The 13,075-nt window shown below is 55.1% G+C and carries 11 protein-coding genes; 6 read left to right on the forward strand and 5 right to left on the reverse strand.

Translation table 11 applies throughout. The features are described from left to right. Window positions 1-248: 248 nt before the first annotated feature. Complete coding sequence (locus FFS57_RS13625; RefSeq protein ID WP_137938358.1) at window positions 249-833, forward strand: hypothetical protein; 585 nt, start codon at window positions 249-251, stop codon at window positions 831-833. 273 nt (window positions 834-1,106) lie between these two features. Here FFS57_RS13625 and FFS57_RS13630 read toward each other — a convergent pair whose 3' ends face one another. Together FFS57_RS13630 and FFS57_RS13635 are read right to left on the reverse strand one after the other, a co-directional pair. Beyond that, entirely contained in the window at window positions 1,107-1,454 is a 348-nt protein-coding gene (locus tag FFS57_RS13630; RefSeq protein WP_137938359.1) for a hypothetical protein, read from the reverse strand. A gap of 237 nt (window positions 1,455-1,691) precedes the next feature. Further along, the gene (locus FFS57_RS13635; protein WP_137938360.1) at window positions 1,692-1,886 is read right to left on the reverse strand and encodes a hypothetical protein; all 195 of its coding nucleotides are present in this window, start codon (window positions 1,884-1,886) and stop codon (window positions 1,692-1,694) included. Window positions 1,887-2,137: 251 nt separating this feature from the next. Between FFS57_RS13635 and FFS57_RS13640 the strand changes: the two genes are divergently transcribed. Further along, window positions 2,138-3,205, forward strand: a complete 1,068-nt coding sequence (locus FFS57_RS13640) for a sigma-54 interaction domain-containing protein (RefSeq protein WP_249383991.1) — start codon at window positions 2,138-2,140, stop codon at window positions 3,203-3,205. 181 nt (window positions 3,206-3,386) lie between these two features. Here the strand turns inward: FFS57_RS13640 and FFS57_RS13645 are convergent, their stop codons facing one another. The 3 genes from FFS57_RS13645 to creD form a co-directional block, all read right to left on the reverse strand. Further along, a complete protein-coding gene (locus FFS57_RS13645; protein WP_137938361.1) occupies window positions 3,387-4,007 on the reverse strand; it encodes a LysE family translocator in 621 nt (206 codons plus the stop codon). 168 nt (window positions 4,008-4,175) lie between these two features. Beyond that, complete coding sequence (locus tag FFS57_RS13650; protein ID WP_137938362.1) at window positions 4,176-4,700, reverse strand: metal-dependent hydrolase; 525 nt, start codon at window positions 4,698-4,700, stop codon at window positions 4,176-4,178. Window positions 4,701-4,789: 89 nt separating this feature from the next. After that, entirely contained in the window at window positions 4,790-6,118 is a 1,329-nt protein-coding gene (gene creD, locus FFS57_RS13655) for a cell envelope integrity protein CreD (protein ID WP_137938363.1), read from the reverse strand. Between the two features lie 196 nt (window positions 6,119-6,314). Here creD and FFS57_RS13660 point away from each other — a divergent pair, with 196 nt between their 5' ends. From FFS57_RS13660 to FFS57_RS13675, 4 genes are all read left to right on the forward strand, one after another. Beyond that, window positions 6,315-6,776, forward strand: a complete 462-nt coding sequence (locus tag FFS57_RS13660) for a CesT family type III secretion system chaperone (protein WP_137938364.1) — start codon at window positions 6,315-6,317, stop codon at window positions 6,774-6,776. Continuing rightward, window positions 6,773-7,984, forward strand: a complete 1,212-nt coding sequence (locus FFS57_RS13665; RefSeq protein ID WP_137938365.1) for a hypothetical protein — start codon at window positions 6,773-6,775, stop codon at window positions 7,982-7,984. The genes FFS57_RS13660 and FFS57_RS13665 overlap by 4 nt, the downstream gene beginning before the upstream one ends. 192 nt (window positions 7,985-8,176) lie before the next feature. Then, complete coding sequence (gene sbcD, locus FFS57_RS13670) at window positions 8,177-9,397, forward strand: exonuclease subunit SbcD (RefSeq protein WP_137938369.1); 1,221 nt, start codon at window positions 8,177-8,179, stop codon at window positions 9,395-9,397. Further along, entirely contained in the window at window positions 9,394-12,816 is a 3,423-nt protein-coding gene (locus FFS57_RS13675; protein ID WP_137938366.1) for an SbcC/MukB-like Walker B domain-containing protein, read from the forward strand. The genes sbcD and FFS57_RS13675 overlap by 4 nt, the downstream gene beginning before the upstream one ends. Window positions 12,817-13,075 lie beyond the last annotated feature (259 nt).

A 13,075-nucleotide genomic window follows, 5' to 3' on the forward strand; every position in this document is an offset into this window, starting at 1 on the left:
GAAGTCAGTTTTGCTTATTGATGTCGGAGACGACAGCGTCCATTACAGCTGGAGTCAATGTAAAAATTGCAACCTGCTTGTAATTCTTACCATCGTTTGGTCAGTAGGTTCTTGTATAACTGTCTGATATTGCTTTGCTTGTTTGTCGGCATGGTTTCTGCTCGGTTTTTATCATGCAGCGGCTGCTGTTTGGCATGATCAGCGGTCGGCTATCCACTCATTGCTGTTTTACGAATGAAGGAGCAACCATGAAACTGAACCGCACCCGAATCGCAGCGGCCTTGGCTGCAACCCTCGGCTTTGTGATGAGCACACCGGCCATCTCGGAAGAAACCAATCGCTTGATGTTGAGTGACAGTACCTACAGTCAGGGAAACACCGCCACCATGTCGACTGATAATGCCGCAGCAAAGGCCAGGTGCGATGCCATGGAGGGCGCGAAACGCACCTCTTGTCTACGGCACTGGGAACGAGGCTGGAAACATCTGTCCGGCAATGTTGATCGGTATGCACAATCACCTGGTGAATACCATCCCAATGCTTCGTCTGGCTCTTCCGAAGAGATGTCAGATACCGATTCAAATACCAACCAAGCAAATCGCAGTTGGGACCCGCGAACAGGTCAATGGATTACACCGGATAACCAGGGTAACGTAAATCAGCCCAATGTACCTGCCGACATCAACCCAGGCAGCACATCCGGTAGCAGCGATCAAAATCGTCCGGAAGATAGCTTTGGTAACAGCGCATTACCTGGGCAGGATCAACCTGCCAATAACATCAATCAGCCTCCCTTGCCAGATCCGCATATGCAAAATCGACCGCCACAGTAATGGAGAAGGAAGTCGAACCAAAGGAACTTGATGCAAAGCGCTGAATGGATTGTCCCGCCATGGGAGTGTAACCGGTCATTAGGCGGTAAACCGCCAAATGACCGGTTTTTTGTGTGCTTGAATTCAAACGCAATGGCGGTAAAACGCTTGCTGAACCCAGTGAGAAATGATCACTTCAATATAGCAAGGTGGGGGCTTTACCAGGGTTTCCGTATTCTTTGCCAAGTAGATCGGCAATGATGGTCGATCCTGATGATGTCGTTTGCCAGATGCTCAAGGTCGGGAAGTGAGCTGATGATTTCTGAGTGCGTTGGATGATCTAGCTACCTTGTCATTCGCCGAACGAGTGGCCGTGACAGGTGCTTTGGGCGTATGCATTGCAATCAGGGACTGGATGATCACTTTGTCCGTCGTGATAACGCGATTTGCTTGAATTTCAAGTTCTCTGACGGCCAGCATCAGCTCGACGCGACTTTGTAACACATCGCCCGTTTCTCGCTGTTTCAGTGCTTGGACAACCAACATGCATTCATAAGGCGACCCGAAATTGACCTTGCGCAGGAGCGCAATGGCTTCGATTTCCGGTAAGTGGCTAACATCATGTATCTGCTTGCGATTCATGCCGTTCCTCACTTGTCTGTATAGAAATGCTGTTTCTGGGCATGCCAATTAAACGGGGTGGCAACGCAGGTGTTTCCTGGTCACACAGTCCATATCCCTGTTTGATCGAGCAGCTTGCCTTCTCTCCTCACACATTTCGGATCAACGAAACAGAGGGTACAGCTTTGTTGGGCCAGGATTTTCTCAAGAAATTCCATAAAAAATGACTAATGTTGGCGTAACACAGTGCAACAAAAGTCAGTGCGATGCATGGAACATCGCATTGGCACGCCATATGTAAATCCTGAAAACTGGTTTGATATCTTCGCGACCGTGATCGGGACGCAGGTGCTGTGCTTCACGCCGCTGGCGGTCGTTCATAACGGATCGTGATGTTGCGGCGTGCTTGGCAAGCATGGTGGCGTTGTTGCAGGTCTGGATAGCCTGCAGCATTTGCTGCCAATCTCCAGTATGGATTGTGAGTGAACGCACGCCAAGACAAACTTTGCCAGTGGTTTCCTACATGTCAGGTAAGCATATCCCACAGCAAAATAGGTCTTTGCTTGATTGCCGGCAAACGTGCTGAGACTAAGATATGCCACAGGGCTGGTATGGATCCGATCCTGTTTGAAAAAGCGACTGCTTCCCAGTCTCTGTTATTGAGAAGCAATGTATTTAAGGGGACTGCCGTGTTTGAATCAACCATGCATCAATCCGCTGATCCGGGGATGTCAATCTTTTTCACTTATACAAGAAGCCGCCCCGCGTCCCGTATTGCCAAACGTGCTCGTGCAACACAAGGTGATGTCAACCGGGAAGGCCGGTTTGGTTGTGTGTATGGCGACTCGCCTGCCATGGTGAAAGTATTCAGCATGATCGAGCGTGTCGCACCGAGCGACGCAACCGTCTTGATCGTGGGTGAAAGCGGCAGTGGCAAGGAGCTGGTTGCACAGACCATTCACGAACGAAGTAGCCGTTGTAATGGTCCTTACGTGGCTATCAACTGTGGCGCCTTGCCCGCTTCCTTGATCGAGGCTGAATTGTTTGGTTATGAGAAAGGGGCGTTTACCGGTGCAGTCAGTAGCCATCAGGGCTATTTTGAACGGGCGAGTGGCGGCACCCTGTTTCTGGACGAAATCACGGAAATGCCGATCGAAATGCAGGTACGCCTGCTTCGTGTGCTGGAAACCAACCGTTTCACTCGCGTAGGGGGCAGCCGGGAACAGGTATGCGATATTCGGGTGATTGCCGCGACCAATCGCGATCCGCAGCAAGCCGTGCAGAATGGTTTGTTACGGGAAGACATACTGTATCGCCTGGCGGTCTTCCCATTGGTGTTACCGCCACTTCGAGCGCGTGGTGAGGACATCATGCTGCTGGCAGCGCATTTTCTTGAAGAGCTGAATATCGCTCATGGCACCAACAAACACCTAGCAAGTGGCGTGGCGAAGAAACTGAATGGCTATCACTGGCCGGGAAATGTGCGCGAGCTGAAGAACTGTGTGCAACGCGCCTATATTCTGGCGGATACCGATGTGGATATCGATACCAAGATGCCATTTTGTATCGAACCGCGCATCAAGGAAAACGAAGTGCTGGAATTCAAAGTCGGCACCCCACTTACCGAGATTGAGCGGGCAACCATCTTTGCTACATTGGCGTGTTATCAAGGTAACAAGCGTCACGCCGCCAAGGCGCTCGGTGTGAGTCTTAAAACCTTGTATAACAAGCTCAATGAATATGCAGTGCTAAAGGCAATCGTAGCGAACTAATCCGTAATGAACGAATGCCGCAATCTGGATTTTCACCCGATCACCGATTCGCTTCCCCAGTCTTGAGTTAAGAGCCGCTAACAAAACCCTTCTGGTGTTGTTGTGCAAACTCGTCGTACGCTCGTACTGCCTTTGTTTGCACGCCTAACCAGAACCACTTCGCTGGGCTTTGTTGGCGGTTCTAAGCCACGGCCCGTTTCGTCGTCGCAAGCGCTGCGCCAAAGGCGACAAAGGTGGCGCCGGCTGCCTTGTTGACGATTCGACCACCTCGTTCGGATACCAGCCAGTTCTTTGCCCGCCTGGCGCAGGTGGCATAGGTGCAGTGAATGATGATGACCAAAGTGCTGTAGGTCAGAACCAGTGTGGCAAACTGGATCGGGTAGCTCCGGTTGTGATCAATGAACTGCGGGAAGACCGAAAGAAAGAAGAAGATCGCCTTGGGATTGGTGAGCTGCAGCGACAGCCCTTCAATGAAGCGGCGACCAAAGCTGGCGTGGTGGGCGGATTGTTCCGTAAACTGAAATGCCGGGGCTCGCCATAACCGAATGCCAAGGTAAATCAGATAGGCGGCACCGACGAATTTGAGCACGGTAAAGGCCAGTGCCGACGCAGCCAGCAGCACGCCGACACTGGTTGCGGAAATCGCGGCTACCACCAATGCCCCGCATGCAATACCGAGAATTCCACCCAATGTGCCTCGCATGCCATAACGCAATGCATTGGTCAGCGTCATCACCACGCCTGGGCCAGGGCTGAAGACCGTGGCCGTAGCCATGAGCAGGAAGAGACTGTAAAGCTTCATTGATGACTCCTTGGTATCGGGAAGGTATATCTTATCTGAACGCCTTGGGCTACACGTGATGTGGCAGGCCATGCTGATGGCGGCGTTGATTTTACATGACTGGGCTGCATGAATCTCGGGATGGGCGCGAAGCAAGGTCGGGGCGGCTGCGTTGGAGTGATCGTCACCTCAGTCAAGACTCGCTACGGCCTGCTGATGTCGTCGTGATGCCATGGGTTGGCGATACCATACCCACCCTGCCCACACGATCACTACGATTTCCAACGCAAAACTCCAATGCAGCACAAAACTCCAGATCCAGTTGGCGTGGGTGGCGGGTACGGTGAACAGCGCAAAAGGTTGATTGATCAACGGGTACAGCCACCAGATATCGCCAACGATGCTGTCCAGTAGCAGATGTAGCCAGATGTTGGCCAGTCCCAATACCAGCCAGTGGCGATAGGCACGCAGCGCAGCGTGACGGCCGATCAGCCAGGCGATGGCTGTGACCGCCAGCCAGAACACCGGGAGATGGGTCCAGTAAGTGTGATGATGGTGTTGGCGATGATCGATCAGGTGAAAATACAGCATGTCCAAATCCGGCAGGTTGGCGGTGAACAGGCCAAAGAAAATGGCAATATTGCGTGGAAGCTGGGCGCGCTGTTGTACCAGGTGGCCCAACAGGTAGCCGGCAGGGGTGTGTCCGATCAGCATGGTTGGCACCGTTAAAAAAGCCGCCTATATCAGGCGGCGGTTAAGGAGGCAAGACAAGGCTTGGATTGAGGTTGCTGCGGGGTGTTGGATCAGTTTTCGTTTGCCTGGCCCAATTGGTACCAGTCAACCTTGCGGGTCAGCACCATGGCGACAGCCAGCAACAGGAACAGCAGCAGGCTGCCCAGCAGCAAGGCGTAATCTTCCGATTGCAGCAACAGGTAAAGCAAACCGTACAGGGCGCCAAGCAAGCCCGCGAATCCCAGGCCACGCAAGCGGTGTTTCAGTGCATGGGCAACATAGAACCCGTTGAGGGTGACGCAGGCGATCGCGGCAGTGGCATAGGCCGCTGCGAACGGGATGTGTTCGGACAACGACACAACCAGCAGGAAGAACAGCGCCAGGGCGAGGCCAACCATGCCATATTGCACTGGGTGCACTGCCATCCGCTTCAGCGCTTCAAACAGGAAGAACGCGCCAAAGGTGAGGAAGACGAACAGGAAGCCGTATTTGACCGAGCGTCCGCTCATGACATAGCTATCGACTGGATCCATCAGCTTGACGCCCAGTTGCATGGTATTGAAGTTTTCGCAGTTGCCCCCCAGGCATTGCTGAAAGCGTTCATTGGCATTGGTGGCAAACCAGGAGGTCTTCCAGCTGGCCTGAAAGCCATTTTTGTCGATGGTACGGCTTTCCGGCAGGTACTGACCGAAAAAACTTGGATGACGCCAGCTGGAAGTCAGTGATACGTCGGTATCGCGCCCCAACGGCATGAAATTGAGGTTATCCATGCCCGACAATTTGAGCGACAACTGGAAGGGGACCGTGCCACCTGCTTCGGTCACGTCGGGTACACGTGCATGAATACCACTGCCGAGCTGCGGTAGTTGGGTACCGGGTTCAAAGGTGATGGCCTGGCTGTTCCAACGTGATTTGGGGCTTTGTTTGATGCCACGGATATCGGCAATACCGACTGCCAAGACCGGTTGCCCCATTTCAAAGCCTTCCACCTCTTTGGTATTGACGCCCAGCAGTGGTGGAATCTGGAAAGTCCCATCCAGTTGCAGATCGGTGCCATATACCGTGGCACGATAAATACCACGTTGACGCTGGTCGGTTTTAAGTTGGCCATTGATGCTGAGCTTCTGCGGCAGGATTTTCACGCTGTGCTCGGTCCAGACCAGTTCACGGGGGCGATTCGGTGTGTTGTCAATGCTCCAGCGGGCGGTACGGTACGGCACGATCAGCACCGGGCCGTTGATGGTCTGTGGGCCGCTATCGCTACGGGCAATTTCATCAATGACGGTTTGACGGTAATAGCTGCGCTCGGAAATGGTGCCGCTGATCATCATCAACGGTATGCAGAGCAACAGCCCAAGAAAGCCAATGGCAAACAGTTTAAGCAGGATTCGATTCTTCATGACAAGGCACCCGGTTGGTATGTGTTGCCATGATGCAAGTGCTGCGCGAAGACATGATGCGTCGAATGTGAAGCGAATGTGAAGTGATCATCGTGAACACTTTTACCGCAGCGATTTTTCATTTCAGCAATGGAACCGCGCCAGGATTGTTGTCACTCAACGACAGAGGGAACAGAAGGCAATTTAAGGGGCAACCATGAATTCAATGATGATGGTGATGAGGGATCTGGGGCATCGACTGGGGTTGGTGTTGGATCTGACACGCGGTGCGGTCGCGTTGACCGACGTTGATGGCCAGGTATGGCAGATAGAGCCGGATGAGGTCGGTGGCAATCTGCTGATTCATTGTCAGTTGGTACCCTGGCATGCTGGCCGTGGCGACGAACGACAACTGGCGCATTGGATGTCTGTCAACGCCGATGTGGCGCGGATGAAGGGGGCGTGGCTGGCACTTCAGCGCGATCAGGGCCGGATCGCCTTGTATATGTTGATACCTGCTGCATTGTTGACCGCAACCACGCTGGATCATGCCTTGGCGAATCTGGTGCTGTTGCGACGCGAGTTGGCGGCAACAGCAATGACCACGAATCAGCATGGCACTACAGACTGGGCTGCCATGACGGCTGGTAGGGGATATACGGGAGGACTATCCGCATGAAAGGTGTATCCAACCACACGCCGCTGCAAAACGTTCAACAAACTGCAACGGGTCAACCTACTGCGGCCGCACAAGCATCGTTTACTGCCGCAACCCCTGCGGTGCCATCACAACCCGCGGTGAATGGTACCCTGTTGGCTCCAGGTCAGCAGACGGTCGCGCAGCTGTTTGGCGCACCGGGATACTATGCTCAACATACTGACCCGACGTTGCAGCCGTTCTTGTCACAGGGGGAAACATTGATCGGCCAGCGGGCCCATACCAAGCAATTGAACGGGCAAACACCTGGTCCTGACGAAGTGCGTGTCCCGGCTAAAAATAGCGGACTTACCGTGGGTGGAGATGGCTTGCACGAGGTGTTGCCCACCAGTAATAGAGGTGACGTAGCAAAAGCTCCTCTGGGTGTTGTGCGCGATACGCTTGCAGATATTCAGTCGGGCATGCGAACGGCGCCGAGTAAGACGTTCTTTCGTCGTGACGACAATGGCGCACCAGAAGTTGGGGGGCATACCGGCGCGTTCCGGGGCAATCAGGGAACGACTGGGCAAGCCGCGGCACATAATCAACAACGTCATCAGCTATCGAACATACTTGTTCCATCAGCCGCGCCGCCCTCCGATGGGCAAATGGTTGCACAGATGATGTCAAGACATCTCAATGCTACCGCATCGGGGCCCGAAATCATGGCATCCCACTACTTTACGGGGATGAGCCCCAATATGATATTGAACAACCCGCATGGTGAGCGGCATGGCACACATGGGGCTGACGATTTTCGACGACCACTGGAATCCCCAGGTGCTGCCAATCCGTACAATCGCATTGAACTCGCCAGTTTGGTACATGCCGATCGCGAAGTGGCCAAGGAGCGTCTGGAGCAATATATCCAAACCATCCCCGTGCCGGACCGTGGTGAGATCGTACCGCCCAGCCCCAGACGAGCCACGCTGAACGCGGATGGCACCGGTGGGCAATTTGAAACGAATGCGGCATTGTGGGTGCAAGCACCGCCCACTTTCCCGCCCCAGCACGAGGCGGCCCATGAGTCGGCCTGGCTGACCCAGCCGTTGCGACATACACCCGTTGACGCATCACCAGCGCCGACCGCCACAGCTACCATCGCTTCGCAGAATCAACAGCACGATGACAGTTTGCCAAATAGCCCGATACACAAGAAGCCCAAGGTGGGTTCGTATGATGGCAGCTGACGTGCCTGTATCAAATTGATCGCCGGTGGGTGAAGGGGTAAACCGGCGAAGGCGTTTGTACGATACCGGATTCCGATACGAAATCAGGTCAAGGTGGGTTATCAAACTGGGTCAACAGCGCCTAGAATGCAGCCTTCTGCGGTGAGCTGTATGGGCGCCGCTGTTTTCCTGCGGACAACCCCAACTTTCACCATGCGCATCCTGCACACATCCGACTGGCACCTGGGCCAGTATTTCATGGGCAAGACCCGCCAAGCTGAGCATCAGGCCCTGATCACCTGGTTGGCAGAGCAGGTGGAAAAACATCAGATCGATGCGGTATTGCTGGCGGGGGACGTATTCGATTCCGGTACCCCACCCAGTTACGCGCGCAGCTTGTATTACGATTTGATCATGGCCATGAAGTCAGTGGGTACGACACTGGTGGTGCTGGGTGGAAATCATGATTCAGTCGCAACCCTGATGGAATCGAAGCGCCTGTTGCGTGCTTTTCATACCCATGTGATCCCTGGTGTGTTGGATGAACCGGCTGATCAGGTACTGGTGCTGTCAGATCGCCACGGACAACCCGGGGCCGTGCTGTGCGCCATCCCCTATATTCGCCCGCGTGATGTGCTGCAAAGCCAAGCTGGGCAAAGTGCCGAAGACAAACTGCGCTCGCTGCAGCAGGCGATTCAGCAGCATTACCAGCAATTGTTCCTGCAGGCCCAGCAGCGTTGCGATCAATTGGGTGGAGGCTTGCCGATCATTGCCACCGGGCATCTGACAACCGTGGGGGCCAGTGCCAGCGAATCAGTACGGGAAATCTATGTCGGTGCACTGGAGGCCTTTCCGACCCAGGCGTTCCCCGCGGCCGATTACATCGCACTGGGTCATATCCATCGGCCGCAATGGGTGGGCGGGCTGACTCATGTTCGCTATAGCGGCTCGCCCATTGCGCTGAGTTTTGACGAGGCCACACAGGATAAGTTGATGTGGCTGGTCGAGTTGGATTCGACAGGTTTGCAACAAGTCAGCCCCTTGGCGGTACCTTGCTTTCAACCTTTGATGTCGATAACTGGCAGCCTGGATACGTTGCCTGCTTTGTTGCAGTCCGCGGCATTGCAAGGCACGGCGGATCACCCGGTCTGGCTGGAGGTGGTGGTTCGTGTCGATGACTATTTGAGCGACCTGACCACTCGGGTGCAAGCAATGGCCGACGGGTTGGCAGTGGATATTTTGCGGGTACGACGCGAACGAGGACAAGCCAAATCGGTGTTGCTACCCAATGCATGTGAAATGCTGGACGAATTGACCCCGCTGGATGTGTTTGAACGCCGGCTGGCACAAGAAAGCCTGGATGATGCATTGCATGCGCAGCTGCGACTGCGATATCGGCAGGTGATCAGCCAACTGCAAGGGGCAGATGCATGAAAATCCTCTCCCTGCGTCTGAAAAACCTCAATTCGTTGAAGGGGGAATGCTTCATCGATTTCACCGCAGCGCCTTTTGCTGACAATAGTCTGTTTGCCATTACCGGACCTACTGGCGCGGGCAAAACCACTTTGCTGGATGCGATCTGCCTGGCGCTGTATCACCGTACCCCACGGATGAGTACGGTGTCGCAAAAGACCAATGAGCTGATGACCCGGCATACTGCTGATTGCATGGCGGAAGTGGCATTTGAAGTAAAGGGGGCGCGATATCGGGCTTTCTGGAGTCAGCGGCGCGCCCGAGATCGTGCTGACGGTGCGCTACAAGCGCCGATAGCAGAACTGGCGCAGGCAGATGGCACGATACTGGCCAGCAGTATCAACGAAAAGCTGCGGTTGGTGGAGCAACTGACCGGGCTGGATTTTGCCCGCTTCACCAAATCCATGCTGCTGGCCCAAGGTGGTTTTGCCGCATTTCTGGAAGCCAATGCCAACGAGCGGGCGGAATTGCTGGAAGAACTGACGGGTACCGACATCTATGGGGTGATTTCACAGCAGGTGTTCGAGCGTACCAAAGCCGCCCGAGTGGCGCTGGATCAGTTGCGGGCAAAAGCGGAAGGTGTTGCCATCCTGAGCGAACAGGATTTGCAGCAACGCGAGGTGACACTGGTGGCGTTGGCTCAGCAGCAGACTGAGTTCAAACATCGACAAATTGAACTGCAACGGCAACAGCAATGGCGGGCTGCGCTGGAAAGAGCCGAGCAGGAATTACAGCAAGCCCGCATCCGTCAGCAGCAGGCCGAGTCGGCGCAAGCAGATGCGGCCGAATCGTTACAGCGACTGGCCGACAGCATTCCTGCCACGCAGTTGCGCCCAGCGCTGCAGTCGTGGCAACAAGCACAGCAGGCATGGCAACAGACCCACGATGAGCAGCTTGCCGTGACGCAGCAGCATATGGCAGCACAACAGGCTGGCCACGCGTTATTGTGGCGTATTCATCAATTGGCTGGCCAGGCACAGTCGACCCTGCAACAAGCTCAAGCCCGTTTGTTGACAGAGCAGGCCACCTTACAGCAGCAACAAGCCAGCCGACCCGGTCATGCCCAGCTGGGCGAGCTGTTGCCCGTGTGGCGCAACCGCTTTGATGGCTTGCAACGTATTCAGGCTGACCTGGGGCGTGAACAGACACATCACAATCAGTTGGAACAGGATCAGCAACGGCAGCAGCAAGCGCTGGAAGAACTGTCTGCCAAGTTGACCGATGCGGCTGCAGTATTGGCCAAGGCAGAGGCAGAGGCTGCGCAAATCAACCAGCAACGGGTCATGTTGTTGGCTGGTAGCGATGAAGCGGGGTTGCGCCAGCAATGGCAGGCCGTGCAGGCGCAATTGAACGAGTTTCAGCAGCTGCAGCAAACTGCCGCAGTGCTGCGAGATCAAATCATCCGTCATGCTGACGCCCAGCAAACCTTGCAAGGGTTGGATATCGCCATGGCAGAACACACCGCCATGCGTGACACATTGCGGTTGACCTACAAAGACCTGCAACAACAGGTTGCTGACAAGGAAAAGCTGCTGGAACAGGAACAGCGTATCCAGAGCCTGGACACGTTACGTACCCAGTTGCAGCCAGGGGAGGCGTGCCCGCTGTGCGGCTCGCAGCAGCATCCGGCCATTGCCGACTATCAGGCAATCGATGTGTCGCTCACCCGGCAATTATTGGCAGAAAAACGTACCGCACGTGATCAGGTAGCGGAACAGGGCGCGGCATTGAACGCCACCTTGGCCAACCTGGCCCAACAGCGCGAGCAACGCCAACAGCAGTTGCAAACAAGCCTGAGCGAACATCAGACAGCGTTGACCGCATGGCAGCAAGCGGCGACCAGACTGGGGCTGGCTGTCGAGGCATGGCGAGATCCGGCAGCCATCATGGCCTTGTGTGAATTGCAGCAAACCACACTGAGTGCTGTCGAATCGACACTGGCGCAACTGGATGCTGCCAATCGTGATGCTCAGCAGGCACAGCTTCAATACCAGCAAGCCATGCAGCAACAACAGGCGCTGATGCAACAGCACGCCTTGCAGACGCAGGCCTTGACCAGTCTGATCGCGCAACTGTCCCAAACTGCCACCCGTATCGGCACCTTGCAGCAACAGTATCAGGATGACGGCGCGGCATTGCAGCACACCCTGGCTGAATTCGGGCATGAATTACCAGCACAGTCTGAGCAATGGCTGGTACAACGTTCGGCTGAATGGGCGATCTGGCAGCAGGCACAGCAGCGGCTGCAACAATTGCACGATGCAACTTTGCAGGTGTCACAGCAATTGGTCACTGCTAATCAGCAGCAACAATATTGGCAGTCCCGGTGGTTAGCTTGCGGTGAGGAGGCCATGGCAGCGTTGCCCATCGCTGACGATGCTGCTGCGCTATTGCCTGCCGCTATGACGGAATGGGAGACCCAGCAGGCTCACCATAGTCAGTTGGCAGGGCGCCTGACCCAATTGGTTGGTGACCTGCAGCAACGCCAGCATCAACTGGATCAGCAAACGCTCGCGTGGCAGGCAGCACTGCAAGCCAGCCCCTTCCCTGATCTGCCGGCCCTGCAGGCTGCCCTGCTGCCAGTGCATGAGCAAAACCGGTTGCAGGCGTTGAAGCAAGATCTGGATCAAGCCACATTGCAAGCACAAACCTTGCTCGTTGCGGCACAGCAGGCCTTGCAACAGCTGCAGGCCGATCCGCAAACTGATTCGGATATGGCCACGTTGGTCACACAAGCACAGGCCCTGCAAACAGAGCTGGAGCAATTGGCGGAACGACAGGGCGGTATCCGCGCCGAACTGGCGGCTGATGCCAATAGCCGAGAGGGGCTGAAACAGCTACTGAGCGAGATCGATCACCAGACTGTTGATTACGACTTATGGCAACGTTTGGATAGCCTGATCGGTTCGAAAGAAGGTGACAAATTCCGCCGTTTTGCCCAGGGGCTCACACTGGATCACCTGATCTACCTTGCCAATCAACGCTTGGTTCGCCTGCATGGCCGGTACCTGCTGATTCGCAAGACGGATAGCGAGCTGGGGCTGGGCATTGTCGATACCTGGCAAGGCGATGTCAGTCGTGACACGCGCACCTTATCCGGTGGTGAAAGCTTTCTGGTCAGCCTGGCGTTGGCATTGGCACTCTCCGATCTGGTCAGCCACAAAACCTCCATCGATTCCCTGTTTTTGGACGAAGGTTTCGGCACGCTGGATGGCGACACACTCGATATTGCGCTGGATGCGCTGGACAACCTGAATGCCAGCGGCAAAACCATTGGCGTTATCAGTCATGTCGTGGCCTTGCAGGAACGGATTCCGGTACAGATCCAAGTGCGGAAGGGGCAGGGTGTGGGGGTGTCAACGGTACAGGTGGTGGGGTAGGGGCCGGTATCGGCCTGCCTCGCAGGTTCAGGCCATGTCCCGCGGCCTGGACCGCGTATTGCCACTACGGCCCGGTGCAAGGCCAGTCACGGCTTTACGCAAGTTACCCATGCCAGGTTATTCATGGTCAACCGGTGCTGCCCAAGCGGCCGGATTTGTAAATATGCATCTATTCCAATAATCATATTGATTTGACAGGTTATTCAGCCATTCGCAACAATGCCGACCAGCGTCAGTCCTTTAATAAACAAGCTTGACT

The organism is Chitinivorax sp. B, from assembly GCF_005503445.1.
In the GTDB taxonomy this organism is placed as follows: Bacteria; Pseudomonadota; Gammaproteobacteria; order Burkholderiales; family SCOH01; genus Chitinivorax.

Coding starts and splice junctions, on each gene's coding strand:
- FFS57_RS13625 (WP_137938358.1), top strand. CDS start 249: ATGAAACTGAACCGCACCCGAATCGCAGCGGCCTTGGCTGCAACCCTC.
- FFS57_RS13630 (WP_137938359.1), bottom strand. CDS start 1,454: ATGAATCGCAAGCAGATACATGATGTTAGCCACTTACCGGAAATCGAA.
- FFS57_RS13635 (WP_137938360.1), bottom strand. CDS start 1,886: ATGCTGCAGGCTATCCAGACCTGCAACAACGCCACCATGCTTGCCAAG.
- FFS57_RS13640 (WP_249383991.1), top strand. CDS start 2,138: ATGCATCAATCCGCTGATCCGGGGATGTCAATCTTTTTCACTTATACA.
- FFS57_RS13645 (WP_137938361.1), bottom strand. CDS start 4,007: ATGAAGCTTTACAGTCTCTTCCTGCTCATGGCTACGGCCACGGTCTTC.
- FFS57_RS13650 (WP_137938362.1), bottom strand. CDS start 4,700: ATGCTGATCGGACACACCCCTGCCGGCTACCTGTTGGGCCACCTGGTA.
- creD (WP_137938363.1), bottom strand. CDS start 6,118: ATGAAGAATCGAATCCTGCTTAAACTGTTTGCCATTGGCTTTCTTGGG.
- FFS57_RS13660 (WP_137938364.1), top strand. CDS start 6,315: ATGAATTCAATGATGATGGTGATGAGGGATCTGGGGCATCGACTGGGG.
- FFS57_RS13665 (WP_137938365.1), top strand. CDS start 6,773: ATGAAAGGTGTATCCAACCACACGCCGCTGCAAAACGTTCAACAAACT.
- sbcD (WP_137938369.1), top strand. CDS start 8,177: ATGCGCATCCTGCACACATCCGACTGGCACCTGGGCCAGTATTTCATG.
- FFS57_RS13675 (WP_137938366.1), top strand. CDS start 9,394: ATGAAAATCCTCTCCCTGCGTCTGAAAAACCTCAATTCGTTGAAGGGG.